We start from the raw sequence: 21,552 nt of genomic DNA, 5'->3' as shown, positions 1-21,552 counted from the left end.
TGGACGCTGCTAACAGGTTTGGGCGAGTGTCATTACCGTTCAACCCATCAGGAGCAATTCCATGCCAACTCCATGTTATATCAGCATCGAAGGTAAAACCCAGGGCAACATCACCGCAGGTGCCTTCACCTCCGATTCCGTCGGCAACATCTTCGTGCAGGGTCACGAAGACGAGATGCTGGTGCAAGAGTTCCAGCACGTCGTCACCGTGCCGACCGATCCCCAGTCCGGTCAGCCTGCTGGTCAGCGTGTCCACAAGCCGTTCAAGTTCACCGTTGCCCTGAACAAGGCCGTGCCGCTGATGTACAACTCCCTGGCATCCGGCGAGATGCTGCCGACGGTGACCCTGAAGTGGTACCGCACCTCCGTCGAGGGCAAGCAGGAGCACTTCTTCAGCACTGTGCTGACCGACGCCACCATAGTCGACATCGACTGCCAGATGCCCCACTGCCAGGATCCGGCGAAGTCTGACTTCACCCAGCTGATCCAGGTCTCCATGGCCTACCGCAAGATCGACTGGGAACACACCGTGGCCGGCACTTCCGGTGCGGACGACTGGCGCGCGCCCATCGAGGCGTGATCTTCGTCCGATTGTTGCCGTTATTCCTGTAGTGAACCCCAAAGGCCTGGTGCCGCCGTGTCAGCGGTTACCAGGTCAGTGCAAGCTTTCTCCGACCCGTTCGACCGGATGCGGTCGGAGCTTTTGTGCTTTGCCATATGGCCGCAGGGCGACCTTATGGCAAAGCACAACGTAGGCCAGCCCCGCTCGCTGTTCCGATGACAAGTCTGGGGCATGGCAGAGTTCATTGGTCGCGACCTAGCGCCAAGTCCCATCACAAGCCCCATTCGTGCAGCGCCTCTGGCTGCGGGCAGACAGGTTAAGGAGCCCTCATGGCAGACAGCACAGGATTACAATTCACCGTCAAGGTGGGAGCCCTGCCCGAGGGCACCTTGGTGGTGGCCGAATTTGCGCTGGATGAAGGGCTCAACCGGCCGTTCAGCCTGCGCCTGGAGCTGGCAAGTGCTCAGCCCGATATCGACTTTGGCGCCGTGCTGGACCAGCCGTGCGAGCTGATGGTGTGGTACAACGGCGAGCTGCAGCGCCGGGTGTGCGGGGTGGTGAGCGAGTTTGCGCAAGGGGACAGCGGCTTTCGGCGCACCCGTTACACCCTGGAGGTGAAACCGGCGCTATGGCGGCTCTCCTTGCGCCAGAACTCCCGCATCTTCCAGGCACAAAAGCCCGATGAAATCCTCTCAATTATCCTGCAAGAGCACGGCATCACCGACTATGCCTTTGCGCTCAAGAACGAGCATGCCAAGCGGGAGTACTGCGTCCAGTATCGGGAGAGCGACCTTGATTTCGTGAACCGCCTCGCCGCCGAAGAGGGGATGTTCTATTTCCACGAGTTTGAAGCGGGCAAACACCGTATCGTGTTTGCCGACGACGCGGCGGCATTGACCCAAGGCCCCGATCTCTTCTTCAACCTCGGCAACCGCTCGCTGGAGCAGGGTCCCTATGTCCGTCAGTTCCACTACCGCGAGGCGGTGCGCCCGAGCGATGTGGAGCTCAAAGACTACAGCTTCAAGACGCCGGCCTATGGCCTCTCCCACAAGAAGGTGGGAGCAGAGCTTGCGCACCAGCGCGATACCTACCAGCACTTCGATTTCCCGGGCCGCTACAAGCAGGACGGCAGCGGCAAGGCCTTTGTCCAGCACCGGCTGGATGCGCTTCGCAATGACGCCGTGGCCGGCAGTGGCAAGTCCAACTGCGCGGCTCTGCTGCCGGGGCAGACCTTCTCGCTGACCGAACACCCCAACGGCAGCCTCAATACCGACTGGCAAATAGTCCATATCCGCCATACCGGCGAACAGCCGCAGGCGTTGGAAGAGGAGGGGGGCAGCGGCCCCACCGTCTATCACAACGAATTTGGGGTGGTGAAAGCCAGCACCACCTGGCGGGCGCGTATCGGCAGCCCGGAGGCCCCTCACAAGCCCATGGTGGATGGCCCGCAAATCGCCATGGTGGTGGGTCCCGACGGGGAGGAGATTTACTGCGACGAGCACGGCCGGGTGAAGCTGCAATTCCCGTGGGACCGCTATGGCTCGAGCAACGACCAGAGCTCCTGCTGGGTGCGGGTCTCGCAAGGCTGGGCCGGCGGTCAATACGGCATGATGGCCATCCCGCGCATCGGCCACGAGGTCATCGTGAGCTTTTTGGAAGGGGACCCCGACCAGCCCATCGTGACGGGTCGCACCTATCACGCCACCAATCGGCCGCCGTACGAATTGCCGGCCAACAAGACCCGCACCGTGCTGCGCACCGAGACCCACCAGGGTGAGGGCTTCAACGAGCTGCGCTTCGAAGACCAGGCGGGGCAGGAAGAGATTTACATCCACGGTCAGAAAGACCTGAACGTGCTTATCGAAAATGATGCCGCCTGGCACATCAAGCACGACGAGCATCGGGATATCGACAACGAGCGGGTGACCCGCATCAAGGCCAATGACCACCTGACGGTGGAGGGTGAGAAGCGCGACCAGATAAAGGCCGACTACTCGCTGACGGTGGATGCCAGCTTGCACCAGAAGCTGGGTCAATCCCTGCTGGTGGAGGTGGGGAGCGAGGTACACCACAAGGCGGGCATGAAGATAGTGATGGAGGCGGGGGCCGAGCTGACGCTCAAGGTAGGAGGCAGTTTTGTGAAGCTGGATGCCGGTGGTGTCACGCTAAGTGGTGGCTCCATCAAGATGAACTCCGGCGGCAGCCCCGGAACTGGTTCCGGCTGGGGTGGCAAAGCTCCCGTTCTACCAGGCAATGTCGAGGTGCCAACACCACCACCAGCAAGGTTGCCAACCCCGGCTATCCACAAGAGCATGGAGTCCATGGCACCGCTGGCCAAGCCTTGTCCAGCAGCTCCACCACCTGTACCACCTCCGCCTGCCGGGAGCCCACCAGCTCCACCGCCTGTCCCACCCCAGCTTGCCGGAGGCCCAATGATGCCACCGCCACCGCCACCGCCACCTGTTGCGGCCACAGGGGAAGGCAAAAAGCCGGCAAAGAAGTGGGCGACGGTAGAGATATCCAAAGCGGATGAAGCACTTAGATACTATTCGGCGCAAGGGTACACATTGCTCAATAACTATTTGCGTGATCGCCCCTACAAGCAGCGAGAGGCCATCGATACCCTGCTTAGTCGCAGTTATTTGAATGATGAGCCGACATCTGCGAGTGAGTTTGACCAGGCAATGAAGGCCTATGTTGCCGATGTGGAGGCTGGTCTGGCGAAATTGCCGGCCTCACCTGAGTTGTCTTTCGTCTACCGGGGATTGGCGCTGGACAAGCCGGAGCTTGCAGCCCTGAAAGATCAGTTCACAGGGGTGGGCAATATCGTTGTTGAGCCAGGATTTATGAGTACCTCACCGGACAAGGCCTGGGTCAACGATACCTTGTTGAAGATCCGATTGCCTGCCGGTCATGGTGGTCGTCTGCTGGGAGACGCAGCGCACTTCAAGGGGGAAGCTGAGATGCTGTTTCCGACGCAGACCAGGCTAAGGGTCGATCGAGTAGTTTCCTCCATGAGCGGTGAGTTCGATACCTTGCTCAATACGATTCCAACTTCTGACAATGCATCGGATAACCGCAGCAGGATCAAGCGACTGATCGAGGTTTCCGTATTATGACGTTATCTGATTGGCTTGCTGGCGAGCAAGCGGGTGAGAGGTATGCCGTCATCGATGGAGCCCAGGCAGAGTCAGCCGTGGCGGATTTTTATACCTATGATGGAGAGAATGCCAATCCACTTTTTGCCGGTACCGCTTTCGATGAGCACTCTGCGTTGGGGCCTTGGTTGCTGCCTGCCCCTTCCACTGAGTTCATGATGGCCAATCCCGCTCTGAGCGGCTTCTACCTGATCAGCGACCAATCAGTGGAGCTGATCCGCCGCCATTGGCAGAGTCTGATAGAAGCGATACGCGAGGGAGAAGCAGTCTGGTTTCGTTTCTCTGACCCACGCATTTTCCTGCCCATGCTCAGTGCCATGACCCCTGATGAACGCGATAGTGTGCTGGGGCCCTGTTCCGGGCTCTGGATTCAGGGCAAGGTCTTCTCTCGCACGCCTCATGCCCGGTTCCAACCCGCATTGCAAACCCCCTGGTTTCATATCCGGTCTCATCATCTGGCTGGACTATACGACGAGAACCGTCATGCCTACATCTTGCGGCGGCGGTTATGGCAGACCATGACGGCTATGATGGAGCGCCATCCTGACCCGGCCGGGGCTATTTTACCCACACTCAAACAGGCCAATCAGGATGGGCTGCAAGAGGATGTGCGCGATGGTGTGGTGGCTGGCGTCTTGACCTTGCAAGCCAATTTGCCTCTTGAAGAGATACGGGGGCCTTTGATGCTGACCGACGATGAGCTGGTTCAGGTAGCCAACTGGCTGAACAAACATCACGAATTGACAGGAGCATCCTGATGGCGGCAGATCCCCACTGTATCCCTTGCGAACGTTATGATAACTGGATAGAGGTAGACATTCGCGATGAGCACAACCGTTCGTTCAAGGGGCTCAAGGCCACTTTGACTGACGAAACCGGCAAGTCAGAGACGGTCACCCTGCAGGATGGACCCACTCTGGTGCGAGGGTTTGCAGTTGGTCCGGTGGCAGTAAAAATCGAGACGCCAGCCTGGCTCAAGGCGGCGCAGTCCCGTGAGGTCCTCAAGGAGGGTGAGACCACACAAGTACCCGCCTATACAGACAAGTTACTCGGGCACTGTGACGTGAAGCGCGAGCATGTCAAGGTGACCACAGGCGACCTCTGCCTCACTGACCCAGAACAGCCGCTACCGAAAGGACATCAGTCAGGACAGGCCCAGCCTACTCGCTTTTTCACCAAGCACTCCTACGTGATTGAGGTGAAGGGATATCAGCTCACCACCCTGCGCATCGGGGTGTTTTTTGATGGCACCTCCAACAACACCTTCAATCATGAAAAGGGGAAAAATGCACTGGAGGCGGCACTGGCCAAGTGCAGCCCGCAAGAGCAGGCGGCGTTACTGGAGCAATGCTTTGAGGGAACGCTGCCGGGTGGTCTCAATAACAGCGAGAAAAACGACGTCACCAATATTGGCAAGGCCAGTGACTTATATTTGCTCAGTGACAAAGCACCATTGTTGAGCATCCCTGTCTATGTCGAAGGTATTGGCACAGCCAAAGGGCAGGATGACACCAAGGCTGGGGCGGGGGCCGACAAGGGCGAGACTTCCAGCACCTCGCGGGTTGAGCAAGCGTGCCGCACCCAGATCGTGGCGAAGATAAAAGAACAACTGAGTGAGATTCTGCCCAGTATCGAGTGCATCCACAAAGTCGAGTTCGATGTGTTTGGTTTTAGCCGGGGGGCCTCAGCCGCCCGCCAGTTTGTAAACCGTATCGATAAGAAAGGGGACCACCCACTGGTGGAGGCGATGGCCAATGCCCCCGATATCCCCCTGAAAGCGGGCTTTGACTGGAGCAGCCGCGACGATGTGCGAATCCAGTTTGTCGGGCTGTTTGATACTGTGGTCAGCTCCTATCTGTGGGGCAAACGCAGTGTGACGCTGGCCCCTGACTGCGCCGAGCGGGTGGTGCATATTATCGCGGCCGATGAGTGGCGCTATCACTTTGACCTGACCCGGATTAAGAATATGGCCAGCGAGCTGCCCGCCACCTTTACCGAAGTGATCATCCCCGGTGCTCACTCCGATATTGGCGGTGGTTATTACAGTCGTTGGAGTCTACGTGATCCCAACTACGCGTCCCCCGTCATCAACGAAACCAAGGTGATCGCCACCTTCAAGTCAACCGAATCGCGCTACAGCACGGCAAAAGACTCACATGCATATAGCCAGGCAACCGCCTATGCCAAAATGCGCGCAGCGCAGGGGTGGGCGAAGGGCGTTGAGCTGCTCTCCTCCTATAACAGCACAACGGTATCGGGCTACCTCAATGTGCGCCCCCAACGACCAGGAACCGTGAGCAAAGATGCGTCAGAGCAGGAAGTGAAGGTCGATGTGGTGCTGCACCGGGTGGTGGAGGGGGAGTATTCACGCATTCCGCTCCATATGATGGTGGAAGCAGCACGGGATGCCGGTGTGCCATTTATTAAGTGGGACCCTACTCGACGGGACTTGATGATGAACAGCGCCCTTTCATACCCCACCTTAAACCTGGCTGCGCTTGATGCACGTTGGGTCGATGCTGCCAAACGGCGCGGAGAGGTGGTTGATTTGACTCGCACCCTCTCGCCACAGGAGTATCAAGCTCTGCGGCTCGGTTATTTGCACTACAGCGCAGATACCGGGATGGTCAATAAACCCAATCGAGTTGGCGACCAAGAGGTGCGCCAAGTCACAGACAATCAAAAGGGAGGTTATTAATGTGCAGGATATTGTTGTTGCTGCTGTTACCGTTTATCACCGCCTGCCAGGCCGCCCCCTCAGCCCCCCACGACTTGGATTGGGGGCATATGGTGGGCACCAATGCTGATCAGATCTGGGTGACAGAGGTGCACTTTTATCGTCAGGGCGAGTTGGTGGATGCCTCAACCAATGGGGCTATCAGGTCAGTTAGCGACCAATCTCTCAAAGGGAAAGATTATCGCTGGAGCATAGGCAAGGGCCGCCGTGATATCCACCCAGCTCCCGATCGGGTTGAGGTGGAATGGGTGTCGTATCACGACAAGAAACGCTATCGCATCAGCCTTGACTTACCCGCCGCGCAGCTGGAAAGGATGATAGCGCAGCGTTACCGGGTAAAAGTAGGCAAGGAGTGGCGCGAAGATCGCCGCGATAATATTGGGTTGGGCATGGCAACCGGGGGCTATGTCGAGGCGTTTTTGAGAGACCCTCGTGTTACTCCCGATATCTTGCTAGCCCGAGGGATCGCAAAAGAGGTAACGGATGATCCCTATGATCAACGTTTCCCTCTCTCCAGCCAGTTTGAAAACTCTTGGGCTGACTTTGATGCCAACTATCGTCATCTCTATCAACAGTACCCCGTTCCAAGCGGCATGGCCTGGGCTCCCATCATGGATGCCTATCGTGCCGCGCAACCCAAGACGGATACTGACCCCGTGCAATGATGACTTGTACGCGCTGGATTCTCTTATTGCTGCTGTTGCCGTTAGTCACTGCCTGCCAAGCAGCCCCCACAGGCCTCAAGCAACTGGACTGGCGCCATATGGTGGGTTCGAACGCTGATGAGTTATGGGTGACGGAGGTACTCTTTTATCGTCAGGGCCAATTGGTAGATGCCTCAACCAACGGATCGTCGAGTCGCGTTGATGCAGAATCACTTCGTGCAAGGGACTATCGCTGGTTGATAACTGCCGGTCGCCGAGATATTCACCCCGCCCCCGATCGGGTAGAAGTGGAGTGGATTTCATTCCACGATAAAAAGCGCTATCGCATTAGCCTGGCCTTGCCAGCAGAGCTGGAAAGCATGATTGCGCAACCTTATCGCATCAAGGTGAGGGATGAGTGGCGTGAAGTACGCCGAGATAACATTGGCTTAGGTATGGCCACCGGCGGCTATGTGGAAGCATTTTTAACCAACGCGAAAGTGAAGCCTGATATCTTGCTGGCCAGGGGGATTGCTAACGAAATTCAAACCTCGCAAGACAAGGAAAATCCCGTCACCAAAGTTTACAAAGAGTGGTTTGACGATTTTGACAAAGCATACGGTAATGCCTACAAGCAATATCCTACCCCCAGTGGTATGGACTGGGCACCTATCATGGATGCATATCGCACTGCCCAACCCAAGACGGATACTGACCCAGTAAGGTGATACCTACGGAGCTTGAAAATGTCGATCAAAAGTGCCAGATATCCTCCCTCGACAGCTCACGCCAGAGGAAAATGAAGCTCTGCACCTGCCTGCACATTGATAATATGAAGGTGCTAGAAACCATGGACCTCTCCCATCTCGAGCAGGAAGTACCAACACAGAGATGAAATATATCGTCGCATTGCTGGGGTTCTACCTGTCATTGATGGCCTGTGCAGCGCCCCAATCTCTGCCTAAATTTGCTTGGCGTTATGGTACAGGTAGCAATATAGACCTTACTAAGAACACCAAGACCGAGTTCTATCTTGGAGGGAAACTGGTTTATGCCGACAGCTTGGCTGGAGGCGGGGCTGGAGGTTTACTTGCCGACAGAATCAAGGGACAGCGTTACTATTGGGCGGGCGGTGGAGGCCTGCCTACCGATGGCGTTTCCATCCCCGATAAAGCTGTGATTGAGTTGGTTTCCTTCCATGATCGCAAGCGCTACCGCATCAAAGTGGATTTACCTACCGATCTAGAGCAAAAAATGCGTCAGGTGTATTTAGTCGAAGGACGTTACGATAGACGAAATCGCCTCTATTTTGGTTTGGCTCCTGGTGGTTATTTCGAAGTCATGTTAACCGGGGGGGGATTACAACTCAGCCCTGATCTACTGCTCGCCCGTGGTATCGCCGAAGAGGTGACCGATGATTGGTATGACCAGAGAGTACCGATAGCACGCCAATATGGTATGGATGATTTCGACAAGAAATATGGTGAGCTATTCAAGCAATTCCCAGTTCCTAGCGGGATGGACTGGGCTCCCATCATGGATGCCTACCGCGCCAAACAGCCCAAGACAGATGTGGTGCCGGTTGACTAGCGCAGGCACGATTTGCCGACAGGATGGATAACGAGCATATCCTGTTGGATTGCAACGCTCTTGTCGCGAAATGAATAGTTCAACAGCGAAGTATTAGCGGAAGAGCAGATCTTAAGATGCAGGTTGTCGTTTGATAACCCCCCATCGAGATGGCGTCGATGGGGGGATCTTTCTTGGGGTGGCACAAGAGCGGCTGAAAGATAATTGGCCGCCCGACAACCTGAGCCTATGGCAACACCATGGGCCCGGCTACCGCACGGGCGGTTTCATCGCCGCGCAGCACCCGCACCAGTTCGAGGGCGAACTCGATGGCGGTGCCCGGGCCCTGACTGGTGATCAGGTGATGGGCGTCGTCCCGTACCACCCGTGCCGCGCTCAGCTGCGCCGCAGGCAGGCGGGCCTGAAAGCCGGGATGGCAGGTGACGCTGGCATCCCCCAGCAAGCCGTGATGGTGCAGCACCACGGCGGGGGCGGCGCAGATGGCCGCACGCCAGCGGCCGAGCTGGGCCTGTTCTCTCAGCAGGTCGATGGCGAGGGGGGTGTCGCGGATCACTTCGCTGCCGGGCAGCCCGCCGGGCACGACCATGGCTTCGAAGTCACGGCTGGTCAGCTCGTCGAGGTGGCAATCCGCCACCAGCTGCACGCCGCGAGAGGCGCGGATCTGGCGCTGCCCCGCCGGACAGCAGGAGGCCAGCACCACCTCCATTCCCCCGCGCACCAGGGTGTCGACGATGGCGACCGTCTCTATCTCTTCCGACCCGGGGGCCACCAATACCAGTACGCTCATCCTGCACTCCTCCGCCGCCCGCACTCCCGGGCTCAGCATTTCTCTTTGACGGCCTGATAGAGGCCCTGGTTGACCGGTACCGCGATGCCGTGCGCCGCGGCCTTGCCGAGCAGGAAGCCGGTGATGGTCTCGATCTCGGTCTCTCGGCCCTGCTCCATGTCCTGATACATGGAAGAGTAATTGTCGGCGGTGAGCTCCACCACCGTCATGACCCGGCGCAGCAGCTCATCGCTGCCGGTCGGCTGGCCTTCGGCCTGCATCACGTCCGCCACTTCCACGCAGATCTGCTGCAAGACGTCGGCAAAGCGCGGGCCCGCCAGCTCGCCATTCTTGAGTCGATACAGGGCGGTGAGCGGATTGATGGCGCAGTTGACGGCGAGTTTCTGCCACTGGCGGGTCAGGATCTGCTCATCCCAGCCGGCCTGGCCGAGGGCGCGAGCGAGTTCGTCCGCCAGATGGGCACAGGAGCGGGCCGCCTCATTGACGGGGCCGAGCCAGGTTTCCCCCTTGCCGGTGTGACGGAACACGAAGTGGCCGCTCTGCATGGCGCCGTGGCTGGTGACGCCGGCGATGACAGGATTGTGGGGGAAAAGGGCCGCCACCCGTTCGGCGACCCCCATGCCGTTGTGCAGCAGTACGATGGGAACCCCTGCGGCCAGTTGCCCGACCAGGGGGGTGAGGGCCGAAATGACTTGCCCCGCCTTGGTCATCACCAGCAGGCGTCTGATGGGGCCTGGCTTGTCGATGAAGGCGCGCTCGATGGCAAGGAGCTGGGTATGGCTGTCGAGGGAGGTGAAGTCGATGCCGGGGTGCAGGGTGGCACGGTGCCGCTCGCGCAGCAGGATGCGCGTCGGTTGGCCGCTTAGGGTCAACAGGGAGGCGAAGACGCCACCCAGGGCGCCGCAGCCCAGCAAGGTCCACTCGGGAGAGACGGGGTGACGGCGGGTTTTCAGGTTGTTGTCGCGTAATCCGCTTGGCATGGAGAGGCTCGATCAGGGTAAGGGCTGCAATCCGGTCAACCGCCTACCGGGATAAGGGAAGATGTCGCTGGTGGACACCAAGAACCGGTTCATGATCTTGCTGAGAGGTTGTGTTCAAGGCTCATGCGCGGCCCGCTTATGTGAAACCGGAGGCTCATGCATTCATATACACTCCGGTTCCTGCGGCGCTCTTCACCGAGTTTCCCGATCTCTCGCGACAGATCCTGAAAGGGTTCTAACGGGTCTCACCATTCCTGTGCGCAGGGGATTCTAGCAGAGCAGTCCCATCGAAATCAGCAAATTTGCCCGTTTTCTGGTAGATTTGCCCACCGATAAGCACAACCTGAAGCACAGCATGAGGAGCCCGGCTATGCCGTCATTCGATATTGTCTCTGAAGTCAAAATGAACGAGGTGTTGAACGCCGTCGATAACGCCAATCGTGAACTGGCGACCCGTTTCGATTTTCGTGGCGTGGAAGCCAGCTTCGAATTGAACAAGGAAGAGGTGAAGCTGGAGGCCGACGCCGACTTCCAGCTCAAGCAGATGGTCGAGATCCTGCGCGGCGCCCTGCTCAAGCGCAACATCGAGAACAGCTCCATGGACGTGGGTGACAGCGTTCACTCCGGCAAGCGTTTCCACCTGACCGTGAAATTCAAGCAGGGGATCGACAAGGAAGTCGCCAAGAAGCTGGTGAAGCTCATCAAGGACTCCAAGATCAAGGTGCAGGCCGCGATCCAGGGCGACGAGGTGCGGGTCACCGGCAAGAAGCGCGACGATCTGCAGGAGACCATGGCCCTGGTGCGTGGCGCCGAGCTGGGTCAGCCGATGCAGTTCCAGAACTTCCGCGACTAATGGCGGACGGGGAGGGCTCGGTCCTCCCCATTGTCACGGCAAAGAGGTCGGCGAAGGCGCCATAAAAAAACCGGAGCGACTGCTCCGGTTTTTTGTTTCTGCGTAACCCGTTCGATTAGAACTTGTAGGTCACGGAGAAGTAGTGGCCAAAACCAGTGGTCTTCAAACCGTAGGAACCATTCTGGATACCGTAGATGTCGTTGAAGTACTTCAGGCCGTAACCGACGGCGTAGCGGTCGGAGTGCCAGTACAGGCCGTTGAACATGGCGGTACCGTCGGTGGAAGTGTCCTTGGCATCAAACAGGTGATCCAGGTAACCCTGATAGGCTACGAAGCTGCCGTTGGAGAAGGTGTAGAAAGGCTTAAACCAGTTCATGGAGAACTGATAGCCGTTCCAGCCCTGCTCGCCACCGCCTTCGTTGACGTGACGGGCATACAGGTTCATGCCAACCTTGCCGAACCAGGGCACTTGTACGTCTGCACCCAGACCGGTCATTGCTTCAAACAGACCATCCGGACCCCCCACGTTGATCAGGTTGGCGATGTAGACTTCCTGCACCGGGCCGAAGGAGAGATCTTTGCCGGTCATGGCATCGATGGAGATACGCGGTGCGAACTTGATGAACAGGTTGTCCTGGTTGTGCTTGTCGTCGTGACGGTTCTGGAAGATGTCGAACACGTCGACGTAACCGTACAGATCGAAGATACCGGAACGGCCACCAAACTCCATTTCGAAGTAGGTATCGTTGTAGCCACCTTCGGACTCAGCGTAGGGCAGCTGGTCGATGGTGTGCATCACGTTGAACTGGAACCACTTGTAGTCGTTCTTGTGGATGTCGCCGCTGTAATCGGCAGCCAGGGCCGGAGTGGCGGAGGCAGCCAGCAGACCGGCAGCGATCAGAGTCTTGGTAAATTTGGCCATTTTATTGGTCTCTTGTGCGTTAGTTGAGGTTTTCCGTAGCCTGCCCACAAGGAGCGGAAGGGATTCTAGCCAAATAAATTCAACGGATAAACAAGAGCCAGGGAACTTTGTCAGGATTTGTGAATCTAATCACCCCCAAAAATCCGCAAACGCTTGCTATTTGTTCGTTTCTGGTGACAAAGCACTGCCTCGTTTGGCAACCATAATGATCAGTATCATCACCGGAATGCCGAGCAGGCTGGTGCCGATGAAGAAGTGGCTGTAGCCGATCAGCTCGACCACCCGACCGGAGAAACCCGCAAGCAGCTTGGGCAGCAGCAGCATGATGGAGCTGAACAGCGCGTACTGGGTGGCCGAGAAGGCCACGTTGGTGAGGCTCGACAGATAGGTCACAAACGCAGCCGTCGCGATGCCGGCGCTGAGGTTGTCCAGCGAGATGATGAGGGTCAGCAGCTCCAGGTTGTGGCCCACCTCGTTGAGCAGGGCGAACAGCAGGTTGGTGCTGGCGGTCAGCACGGCGCCGAGGAACAGGATGCGCAGGGTGCCGAAGCGCATCACCAGCACCCCACCGAGCGCCGCCCCCACCAGCGTCATGATGACGCCGTACACCTTGGTGATGGTGGCCACTTCCGTCTTGCTGAATTGCAGGTCCACGTAGAAGCTGTTGGACATCACCCCCATCACCACGTCCGAGATGCGATAGCAGGCGATAAGCCCGAGGATCAGCAGGGCCGAGGAGCCGTAGCGGCGGAAGAAGTCGGCGAAGGGACACCAGATGGCCTCGTAGGTCCAGGCGCCCAGCCCGGCCAGCGTGGGCGCCCAGCCCCGCTCCAGCAGCAACGCCTTGCGTGCCATCTGCTGCTCGTCCTGACCCTTGAGATCGATATCCGGCTCGTGACTGACCAGGGTGGTGATGACGCCGAGGGACATCAGGCCCCCCATCAGCAGATAGGTAAGCTGCCAGCCGCGATAGTCATAGCCGCTGTTGCTGCCGAGCCAGGCGGCCAGCGCCAGGGCCCCGGCACCGGCCATGATCATGGCGAGCCGGTAACCCGTCATGTAGGAGGCCGCCATGGCCGCCTGCAGCCGCTCCGGTGCAGACTCTATACGATAGGCGTCGATGACGATGTCCTGGGTGGCGGAGGCGAAGGCCACCAGCAGGGCGAACAGGGCGAGCTGGGCGAGCTGGGTCTTGGGATCGCAATAGGCCATGCCGACCAGGGAGAGTGCGATCAGCACCTGGGAGAGCAGCATCCAGCTGCGCCGCCGCCCCAGCAGCCGTGAAAGCAGGGGCAGGGGCAGTCGATCCACCAGGGGTGACCATAGCCATTTGAAGCCATAGGCCAGCGCCACCCAGCTCATGTAGCCGATGTCGGTCAGGCTGACATCCGCCTCGCGCAACCAGAACGACAGGGTGCCAAAGACCAGCAGCAGCGGCAGGCCGGAGGAAAATCCCATGGCAAACAGGATGAGCACCCGCGCTTCCAGATAGACGGCGAGGGCATCTCGCCAGCTGGTGGCACGGCCCGGGGTATGGCTGGGCGGGCTGAGATTGTTCAACTGCCTGACTCCTCTGGGAAAAGGGGGTCATTTTGTCAGGTTCGCGCGGCCTAGCCAAGGCAAGCCGAACGGGACGGGCAGGATTCAGGGGCGCGAGCCGATGCAGTGGCCCGGGCAGGGCCCCTCGGCGACGAGAAAATTGGCGCAGGCCATCAGCTGCAGGCGCAGCCAGGTCTCGCTGACGAGTTGCTGTTCATCCCACAGGTGCAGGCTGTGCAGCAGGTGCCAGAATACCCCCTCCTGTTCGCTGGCGGGGGCCTTGTCCAGGGGGATGGCGGGGAGGGCCTGCCAGAGGGAGAGGAGCTGCCAGCTCAAGTCTTCCAGCTGGTGATAGGGGATTTCCCGTGCCAGGAAATGACGGACCGCCTGGGCCAGCGGGCCGGCGTGTTGGGCTATGTAATCGTGACAGGTCACCGGTTCCTCCTGGCTCAGTCGCTGCATCTCCCGCAAACCTCGGGCAAGGGCTGAGTATAGAAAAAGAGACCGGTGACCCGTTCATGGGGGGCGGCGGAGTGTGATCCGGCGCGCGTTATTTGTCCGCCAGCAGCACCACTTTTTTCAGGATGATGGGGCTGGTGGGCACGTCGTTGGCGCGCAGGATGGAGCTGTAGCCCGTCTGGACCTGGGCCAGCTTATCCAGCACCTCCATGCCCTGCACCACCTGGCCGAACACGGTGTAACCGGCGCCGGCATTGGCGTTGAGGTTGTCGTTGTCCACCAGGTTGAAGTAGAACTGGCGAGTGGCGCTGTCGACTGCCTGGGTGCGGGCCATGGCGATGCTGCCGCGCTTGTTGGGCAGGCCGCCCCTGGACTCGTTGACCACGGGATCGAAGGTCGGCAGCGGCTGGAACTGCTGATTGTAGCCCCCGCCCTGTACCACGAAGTTCTGGATCACCCGGTGGAAGAGGCTGCCGTCATAGCTGCCGTCCGCCACGTAGCGCAGGAAGTTCTTCACCGTCTGCGGCGCCTGCTTGGGAGCCAGCTCGACCACTATGGTGCCATGATTGGTCTCCATCTGGACCTTTTGGCCGGCAAAGGCCAGGGGGGCGATCAGGGTGATCAGTAACCAGAGTTTCTTCATCTATATGTCCTCGCTCAGCTCGGCTGACCCTTGAGATAGCCGCGCAGCGCCTCGTCGGCCATGATCTGCTGCAGCACGCTGCCCAGTTGCTGGTTCAGGGTGGACTCCAGATCCGCCATGCTCGGCTCACCCGGGCCTTCCTTGCTGGAGGACATGTTGAACTGCTTGGTCAGCTTGCTGCCCTGGAAGTCGGCGATCACCTGCAGGCTGACGCGGGACTTGGTGACATAGGTGAAGGTCTTCTCTTCCACGGTGACGGCGGCGGTGGAGATGGCCAGGGTCAGGTTGGTGGTGCCGCTGTTGCCCACTTCCAGCCCCTGGCTGCGCAGCCCTTCCGCCAGTTTTTCCGCCAGCAGGCTGTTGAGGGGCTGGCTGCTGTTGACCAGCACGGGGGCCTTCTCTTTCTTCTTGATGGAGAAGACGTAGGCGGCCTCGCGCTTGTCCACCCCTTCCATGGTGATGCGGTTGCCTGAGTAGTACTGCTGGTTGGAGGGGATGATTTGCGGGTTGAGCAGGGCGCTCTCCGGCCAGTGGGTGGCACAACCACCCAGCACCAGGGCGGCCAGCAGCAAGAGTGACTTTTTCATCATGGGTTTCCTTTGGCTTTAGCTTCAGCGTTTGATGGCTTTCAAAATAACGAATTTGCTGTTCGACGCAACGACTTGTGCGTTGCCAAACAGGCGCTTGAGTTTGTTGTGATAGTCCAGGTGACGGTTGCCTACTATCCAGAGTTCCCCCCCCTGAGGCAACACCCGGTGCGCATCGGTGAACATCTGCCAGGCGATGTGATCGGTGATCGCCTGCAACTGATGGAACGGCGGGTTGCAGAGGATGCGATCCGCCGAGCCGGCCGGCACGCCGTCGAGACAGTTGTTGACCAGGAAGTGGGCGCGGGGCAGGGCATCCGGCAGGTTGTGCTCGACGTTCAGCCGCGCCGAGGCGACCGCCATATAGGACTCGTCGATGAAGGTCACCTCTACCTCGCTGTCCTTGGCCAATAGCGAAAGCCCGAGCACGCCGTTGCCACAGCCCAGATCGATCACCCTGCGGGCACTGTGGGTGGGCAGGTTGTCCAGCATGAAGCGGGCACCGATATCCAGACTGGTGCGGGAAAACACGTTGGCATGGTTGTGGATCAGCATGCCGCTGCCCTCCAGCGGCCAGACGGTCGGGAAGGGGTTGGGCAGGGGCGGGCGCTCGGCGGCCGGCGTGCAGTGGATGAGCCGTGCCTTCTTCCAGGCGAGCGAGGTGCGGGTCTCGCCCAGATACTTCTCGAACAGCTTGAGGGTGGAGGTGTGAATGTCCTTGGCCTTGCCGGCGGCCAGGATGCGGGTCGCCGGCGTGACCACCTGGCGCAGCGCCAGGAGTTGCTGCTCCAGCAGCGCCTGGTACTTGGAAACCTTGATCACCACCAGAGCCGGGGCATCGGGCAGTGGTGCCAGGGCATCCTGCAGGCGGATGGCATCGGGATCCAGGCCATTTTCCGCCAGGTTGGCCAGGGTCGCCCGCTCGCTGACATGGGAATCGGTCACGCAGACGGGGGCGTGGGCGTGCAGGAAGGCCGCCAGGGCGCCGAAGCCGTCGTTCATGATGATGACGGGACCATCAGGTGCTTGCTGCGATTCGGCAAGCTCATTGATCAGATACTCGTCCGCCGCATCCCAGGCCTGCAGGGGATCCTGGTTCTGCCGCGGGTAACGGTACAGGGTCAGGCGGCAGTGGGCCGTGTCGAGCAGGGTTTGCATAGGCAGGAGTCCAACATTGTGGTTGATGAATGGCGACCGTCTGCCCCGTATTGCCCGGCAGCGGTGAAAGTGGCGCTATTCTAGCGGCGACGGAGAAATTCACCAGCCCGGTGCGACCGGGGGATGGCCAAATCCCTCACGCCTGATGCATCCGGCAGGCAACCCTGGCTACAATGGCGGGACATTAATGGCCGGACATTCGACGAGGAGTCTTCACCGTGAGCATGCAACAGCAGATAGAGGCCAAGCTGGCCGCCGCCCTCTCCCCCAGCCACCTGGAGGTGATCAACGAGAGCTACATGCACAGGGTAGCACCTGGGTCTGAAAGCCACTTCAAGGTGGTGGTGGTGAGCCAGGCGTTCGAGGGGCAGCGCCTGCTGGGGCGCCATCGCCAGGTCAATGCCGTGCTGGCCGAGGAGCTGGCGGGCGCCATCCATGCGCTGGCGTTGCATACCTATACACAAGCCGAGTGGCTGGCCCGGGAGCAGGCCCCCAAGACGCCGGGCTGTGTCAGCAAATCCCCCTTTGCGTGAGTCATTGACCTTTTGATTACTCAATCCTCGACCAATTAACAGAATCATCACGAGCGGATCGCCCCAGGCGGGCAAGAGGAGGATTATTTTTTCTAATCCTTCTCCGCACACCCCAAAAAATACCCCTATAGGGTTAGCTTTGCGAAAAATCCTTTAAAACCACGGGTTGCAGGGGCGGAGGGAAAATATTCATTGAAGGTTAATTTTGTGATAGGGCGGGGATTTTCCCCATTTGGCGTGGCGGCAAACTTGCCTAAGGTGGTAAACTCAGGCGCTTTTGAATGATCCTGTATGTTGCTGATTTGTTTGTTTTCTCGACAGTTTGTCGCGATATGGACGGGCTCATTCAACAACTCGTCGTGATGTATTTCTCGGCGCTAACCAACCTGTCTTCCCTTAACGGTAGTGCAAGTGAGTATGATTACAATTAAAAGAGGACTGGACATCCCCGTGCTGGGTGCTCCGGAGCAAGTAATCTACGATGGCCCGGCCATCACCCGTGTTGCTACACTCGGCGAAGAGTTCGTGGGGATGCGTCCTACTATGTTTGTCAAAGTAGGTGATCGCGTCATTAAAGGTCAGGAGCTCTTCGAAGATAAGAAGAATCCCGGCGTTAAATTCACGGCCCCTGCCACCGGTGTGGTTTCTGAGATCAACCGTGGTGCCAAGCGTGTTCTGCAATCCGTTGTCATCGACATCGATGGCTCTGACGAGCAGGTGACCTTCGAGCACTTTGCCTCCGCCGAGCTGCCCAAGCTCGAGCGCAGCAAGGTGCAGGAGATCCTGGTCGCATCGGGCCAATGGACCGCGCTGCGTACCCGTCCGTTCAGCAAGGTGCCGGCCCTGGGCTCAGCCCCGCGCGCCATCTTCGTCACCGCCATGGACACCAACCCGCTGGCCGCCAGTGCGGAGCTGATCATCAAGGAACAGGCCCAGGCCTTCCTCGACGGTCTGGCCGTGCTGAGCCGATTGACCGACGGCACAGTCCACGTCTGCAAGGGCGAAGGCAGCCTGCCGCACTCCTCCCTGGCCCAGGTCAAGGAAGCCGTGTTCGTCGGCCCACACCCCGCCGGTCTGCCGGGCACCCATATCCACTTCCTGGATCCGGTCGGTGCCAACAAGGTGCAGTGGCACATCAACTACCAGGACGTGATCGCCTACGGCAAGCTGTTCACCTCCGGCCAGATCTTCACCGACAAGGTGATCTCCCTGGCCGGCCCGAACGTGATCAAGCCGCGCCTGCTGCGCACCCGCCTCGGTGCCTGCCTCAGCCAGCTCACCAACAACGAGCTGCGCGCCGATGAAAACCGCGTCATCTCCGGTTCCCTGCTGAGCGGTGCCAAGGCCGAAGGGGTCCATGACTACCTGGGTCGCTTCCACAACCAGGTGAGCGTGCTGGGCGAAGGTCGCGAGAAAGAGTTCCTGGGCTGGGTCAAACCCAGTGCCAGCAAGTTCTCCATCACCCGTACCACCCTCTCTCACCTGATGAAGGGCAAACTCATCAACTTCACTACCACCACCAACGGTAGTGATCGCTCCATGGTGCCTATCGGCAACTATGAGCGCGTGATGCCGCTCGACATCCTGCCGACCCTGCTGCTGCGGGATCTGATCTCCGGCGACACCGACAGCGCGCAGGCGCTCGGCTGCCTGGAGCTGGATGAGGAAGATCTGGCGCTCTGTACCTTCGTCTGCCCCGGCAAGACAGAGTACGGCCCGGTCTTGCGTGAGTGCCTGACCAAGATAGAACTGGAAGGTTAAGCGATGAGTTTCAAGCAACTTCTTGAAAATATGGAACATCACTTCGAGCCGGGTGGCAAGTACGCCAAGTACTATGCCCTGTTCGAAGCGGCGTACACCCTGTTTTATACCCCGGGTTCCGTGACCCGCAATGCCGCCCACGTCCGTGACGCCATCGATCTGAAGCGCATGATGATCATGGTGTGGCTGGCCGTGTTCCCGGCCATGTTCTGGGGCATGTACAACGTCGGCAACCAGGCCATCGCCGCCATCGCCCACCTGGGCACGGCAGCCGGTGCCGATTCCTGGCAATACGCCCTGGCTACCCTGTTCGGTGCCTCGCTGGATCCGGCCGTGGCCGGCATCGGCAGCAAGATGCTGATCGGTGCTGCGCACTTCTTCCCGATCTACATCACCGTCTTCATCGTCGGTGGTTTCTGGGAAGTGCTGTTCGCCATGGTGCGCAAGCACGAGATCAACGAAGGCTTCTTCGTGACCTCCATCCTGTTTGCCCTGATCGTGCCGCCCGAGCTGCCCCTGTGGCAAGCCGCCCTCGGCATCACCTTCGGTGTGGTGCTGGCGAAGGAAGTGTTCGGTGGTACCGGCAAGAACTTCCTGAACCCGGCGCTGGCGGGTCGTGCCTTCCTGTTCTTCGCCTACCCGGGTCAGATCTCCGGTGATGCGGTCTGGGTCGCCGTCGACGGCTTCTCCGGCGCCACCGCGCTGAGCCAGTGGGCACAGGGTGGCCAGATGGCGCTGATCAACGGTGCCACCGGCGAGGCCATCAGCTGGATGGACGCCTTCCTCGGCAACCTGCCGGGTTCCATCGGTGAAGTCTCCACCCTGATGATCCTCATCGGCGCGGCCATGATCGTCTACATGCGCATTGCCTCCTGGCGCATCATCGCCGGCGTCATGGTGGGCATGGTAGCGACCTCCCTGCTGTTCAACGTCATCGGCTCCGATACCAACCCCATGTTCAACATGCCGTGGCACTGGCACCTGGTGCTGGGTGGCTTCGCGTTCGGCATGGCCTTCATGGCGACCGATCCGGTCTCTGCTGCCTTCACCAACAAGGGCAAGTGGTGGTATGGCGCCCTGATCGGGGTGATGGTGGTGCTGATCCGGGTCGTGAACCCCGCGTTCCCGGAAGGCATGATGCTGGCCATTCTGTTTGCCAACCTGTTTGCCCCCCTGTTTGACCATTTCGTGGCGCAGGCGAACATCAAGCGGAGGATCGCACGTGGCGTTTAATAAAGACTCTACTACCGGCACTCTCGCCGTAGTGACCGGTCTGTGTCTGGTCTGCTCCATCGTGGTCTCCGTGGCCGCCGTGGGTCTGCGTCCGGCCCAGCTGGAAAACAAGGCGCTGGACAAGCAAAGCAACATCCTGTCCGTCGCCGGCGTCGACATCAGCGCCGTGGCCAAGCGTGACCTGGCCAAGCTGTACGGCGACAAGATTGAGGCGCGTCTGGTCGATCTGGCCACCGGCGAGTTCGTCGACGGCGATGCCGACAACTTCGACACCAAGCTGGCGGCGAAAGACCCGGCCAAGAGCATTCGTCTGGCCCCGGCCGACGACAAGGCCGGCCTGCGTCAAATCTCCAAGCTGGTCCCCGTGTTCTTCGCGAAAGACGCCGAAGGCAAGGTCGACAACATCATCCTGCCGATCTACGGCCAGGGTCTGTGGTCCACCATGTATGCCTTCGTGGCGGTCGCGGCCGACGGCCAGACCATCAAGGGCATCACCTACTATGACCACGGCGAGACCCCGGGTCTGGGGGGCGAAATCGAGAACCCGGCCTGGCGCGAGCTGTTCGTCGGCAAGAAGCTGTTCGATCAGGATGGCCAGCCGGCGCTGCGGGTGATCAAGGGCCATGCTCCGGCTGGCTCCGAGCATGAAATCGACGGCCTGTCTGGTGCAACCCTGACCGGCAATGGTGTACAGCACACCTTCGACTTCTGGATGGGCCCCAAGGCCTTCGGTCCCTTCCTGGCCAAGGTACGTGCAGGAGAAATCAACAATGGCTGACAAGAGCGAAATGAAAAAGTTGCTGTTGACGCCTGTGCTCGGCAACAACCCCATCGCACTGCAGGTGCTGGGTGTCTGTTCCGCGCTGGCCGTTACCAGCCAGATGAAGACGGCGTTCGTGATGACGCTGGCGGTGACCGCGGTCACCGCCTTCTCGAACCTGTTCATCTCCCTGATCCGCAACCAGATCCCGAACAGCGTGCGGATCATCGCCCAGATGGCGGTGATCGCGTCCCTGGTTATCGTGGTTGACCAGGTGCTCAAGGCGTATGCCTACGACATCTCCAAGCAACTGTCGGTATTCGTCGGCCTCATCATCACCAACTGTATCGTGATGGGCCGTGCCGAAGCCTACGCCATGAAGAGTGCCCCGCTGCCCTCCTTCCTGGACGGCATCGGCAACGGTCTGGGTTATGGCGCCGTGCTGCTGACCGTGGCCACAGTGCGCGAGATCCTGGGTTCCGGCACCTGGTTCGGCATCGAGCTGCTGCCGCTGGTGAACAATGGTGGCTGGTATGTGCCCAACGGCCTGCTGCTGCTGCCGCCGAGTGCGTTCTTCATCATTGGTCTGATCATATGGGGCGTGCGCACCAAGGATCCCAAGCAGGTGGAGGCGAAGGATTAAGGT

Annotated in this window: 21 protein-coding genes and 1 pseudogene; 14 read left to right on the top strand and 8 right to left on the bottom strand. The window is 59.5% G+C overall.

Annotated features, from left to right (window positions below):
* Positions 1-61 precede the first annotated feature (61 nt).
* The 8 genes and pseudogenes from hcp1 to R2B70_RS14965 all read left to right on the top strand — a co-directional run bounded on the left by hcp1 (position 62) and on the right by R2B70_RS14965 (position 8,691).
* Positions 62-580, top strand: a complete 519-nt coding sequence (gene hcp1 / locus R2B70_RS15000; protein ID WP_318161886.1) for a type VI secretion system effector Hcp1 — start codon at positions 62-64, stop codon at positions 578-580.
* Between the two features lie 311 nt (positions 581-891).
* Positions 892-2,802, top strand: a pseudogene (locus R2B70_RS14995) (type VI secretion system tip protein VgrG); the annotation flags it as partial.
* A gap of 72 nt (positions 2,803-2,874) precedes the next feature.
* Positions 2,875-3,681: an ADP-ribosyltransferase gene (locus R2B70_RS14990; RefSeq protein ID WP_318163363.1), complete on the top strand. Its 807-nt coding sequence runs from the start codon at positions 2,875-2,877 to the stop codon at positions 3,679-3,681.
* A complete protein-coding gene (locus R2B70_RS14985) occupies positions 3,678-4,478 on the top strand; it encodes a DUF4123 domain-containing protein (protein WP_209793936.1) in 801 nt (266 codons plus the stop codon). The genes R2B70_RS14990 and R2B70_RS14985 overlap by 4 nt, the downstream gene beginning before the upstream one ends.
* Positions 4,478-6,418, top strand: coding sequence for a DUF2235 domain-containing protein (locus R2B70_RS14980; protein WP_318161885.1), 1,941 nt, complete (start codon positions 4,478-4,480; stop codon positions 6,416-6,418). Before R2B70_RS14985 ends, R2B70_RS14980 begins: the two co-directional genes overlap by 1 nt.
* Positions 6,418-7,122, top strand: a complete 705-nt coding sequence (locus tag R2B70_RS14975) for a DUF2931 family protein (protein ID WP_318161884.1) — start codon at positions 6,418-6,420, stop codon at positions 7,120-7,122. The genes R2B70_RS14980 and R2B70_RS14975 overlap by 1 nt, the downstream gene beginning before the upstream one ends.
* A complete protein-coding gene (locus tag R2B70_RS14970; protein ID WP_318161883.1) occupies positions 7,119-7,829 on the top strand; it encodes a DUF2931 family protein in 711 nt (236 codons plus the stop codon). The genes R2B70_RS14975 and R2B70_RS14970 overlap by 4 nt, the downstream gene beginning before the upstream one ends.
* A gap of 163 nt (positions 7,830-7,992) precedes the next feature.
* On the top strand, positions 7,993-8,691 hold the full coding sequence (locus R2B70_RS14965; RefSeq protein WP_318161882.1) for a DUF2931 family protein: 699 nt from the start codon (positions 7,993-7,995) through the stop codon (positions 8,689-8,691).
* A gap of 226 nt (positions 8,692-8,917) precedes the next feature.
* Here the strand turns inward: R2B70_RS14965 and R2B70_RS14960 are convergent, their stop codons facing one another.
* Both R2B70_RS14960 and R2B70_RS14955 read right to left on the bottom strand, forming a co-directional pair.
* On the bottom strand, positions 8,918-9,478 hold the full coding sequence (locus tag R2B70_RS14960; protein ID WP_318161881.1) for a DJ-1 family glyoxalase III: 561 nt from the start codon (positions 9,476-9,478) through the stop codon (positions 8,918-8,920).
* Between the two features lie 32 nt (positions 9,479-9,510).
* The gene (locus R2B70_RS14955) at positions 9,511-10,458 is read right to left on the bottom strand and encodes a 2-dehydropantoate 2-reductase (RefSeq protein ID WP_318161880.1); all 948 of its coding nucleotides are present in this window, start codon (positions 10,456-10,458) and stop codon (positions 9,511-9,513) included.
* Positions 10,459-10,828: 370 nt separating this feature from the next.
* On the opposite strand from R2B70_RS14955, the gene R2B70_RS14950 reads away from it, so the two are divergent.
* On the top strand, positions 10,829-11,311 hold the full coding sequence (locus R2B70_RS14950) for a YajQ family cyclic di-GMP-binding protein (protein WP_005303589.1): 483 nt from the start codon (positions 10,829-10,831) through the stop codon (positions 11,309-11,311).
* Between the two features lie 115 nt (positions 11,312-11,426).
* Here the strand turns inward: R2B70_RS14950 and R2B70_RS14945 are convergent, their stop codons facing one another.
* The 6 genes from R2B70_RS14945 to R2B70_RS14920 form a co-directional block, all read right to left on the bottom strand.
* On the bottom strand, positions 11,427-12,233 hold the full coding sequence (locus R2B70_RS14945) for an outer membrane protein OmpK (protein WP_042074788.1): 807 nt from the start codon (positions 12,231-12,233) through the stop codon (positions 11,427-11,429).
* Between the two features lie 156 nt (positions 12,234-12,389).
* Positions 12,390-13,793, bottom strand: a complete 1,404-nt coding sequence (locus tag R2B70_RS14940) for an AmpG family muropeptide MFS transporter (protein ID WP_042074787.1) — start codon at positions 13,791-13,793, stop codon at positions 12,390-12,392.
* Positions 13,794-13,877: 84 nt separating this feature from the next.
* Entirely contained in the window at positions 13,878-14,207 is a 330-nt protein-coding gene (locus tag R2B70_RS14935; RefSeq protein WP_318161879.1) for a hypothetical protein, read from the bottom strand.
* Positions 14,208-14,322: 115 nt separating this feature from the next.
* Positions 14,323-14,874: a peptidylprolyl isomerase gene (locus R2B70_RS14930; protein ID WP_209793929.1), complete on the bottom strand. Its 552-nt coding sequence runs from the start codon at positions 14,872-14,874 to the stop codon at positions 14,323-14,325.
* A 14-nt stretch (positions 14,875-14,888) separates the two neighbouring features.
* Positions 14,889-15,461 carry a YajG family lipoprotein gene (locus R2B70_RS14925; RefSeq protein ID WP_042074785.1) on the bottom strand — a complete coding sequence of 191 codons (573 nt, stop codon included), beginning with the start codon at positions 15,459-15,461 and terminating at the stop codon, positions 14,889-14,891.
* A gap of 24 nt (positions 15,462-15,485) precedes the next feature.
* Positions 15,486-16,619, bottom strand: coding sequence for a methyltransferase (locus tag R2B70_RS14920; protein ID WP_318161878.1), 1,134 nt, complete (start codon positions 16,617-16,619; stop codon positions 15,486-15,488).
* 224 nt (positions 16,620-16,843) lie between these two features.
* On the opposite strand from R2B70_RS14920, the gene R2B70_RS14915 reads away from it, so the two are divergent.
* From R2B70_RS14915 to R2B70_RS14895, 5 genes are all read left to right on the top strand, one after another.
* Positions 16,844-17,152 (top strand): BolA family protein, encoded by a 309-nt coding sequence (locus tag R2B70_RS14915; RefSeq protein ID WP_209793982.1) that lies wholly within the window; start codon positions 16,844-16,846, stop codon positions 17,150-17,152.
* 417 nt (positions 17,153-17,569) lie between these two features.
* Positions 17,570-18,913 carry a Na(+)-translocating NADH-quinone reductase subunit A gene (locus tag R2B70_RS14910; RefSeq protein ID WP_318161877.1) on the top strand — a complete coding sequence of 448 codons (1,344 nt, stop codon included), beginning with the start codon at positions 17,570-17,572 and terminating at the stop codon, positions 18,911-18,913.
* Positions 18,914-18,916: 3 nt separating this feature from the next.
* On the top strand, positions 18,917-20,146 hold the full coding sequence (locus R2B70_RS14905; protein WP_209793926.1) for an NADH:ubiquinone reductase (Na(+)-transporting) subunit B: 1,230 nt from the start codon (positions 18,917-18,919) through the stop codon (positions 20,144-20,146).
* Positions 20,136-20,924 (top strand): Na(+)-translocating NADH-quinone reductase subunit C, encoded by a 789-nt coding sequence (locus R2B70_RS14900; RefSeq protein WP_042074780.1) that lies wholly within the window; start codon positions 20,136-20,138, stop codon positions 20,922-20,924. Before R2B70_RS14905 ends, R2B70_RS14900 begins: the two co-directional genes overlap by 11 nt.
* Positions 20,917-21,549 (top strand): NADH:ubiquinone reductase (Na(+)-transporting) subunit D, encoded by a 633-nt coding sequence (locus R2B70_RS14895; protein ID WP_005303545.1) that lies wholly within the window; start codon positions 20,917-20,919, stop codon positions 21,547-21,549. Before R2B70_RS14900 ends, R2B70_RS14895 begins: the two co-directional genes overlap by 8 nt.
* The last annotated feature ends 3 nt before the right edge of the window (positions 21,550-21,552 follow it).

Source organism: Aeromonas sp. XH, from assembly GCF_033348475.1.
Lineage (GTDB): Bacteria > Pseudomonadota > Gammaproteobacteria > Enterobacterales > Aeromonadaceae > Aeromonas > Aeromonas sanarellii.
This window is presented reverse-complemented; position numbering and strand designations above follow the sequence as displayed.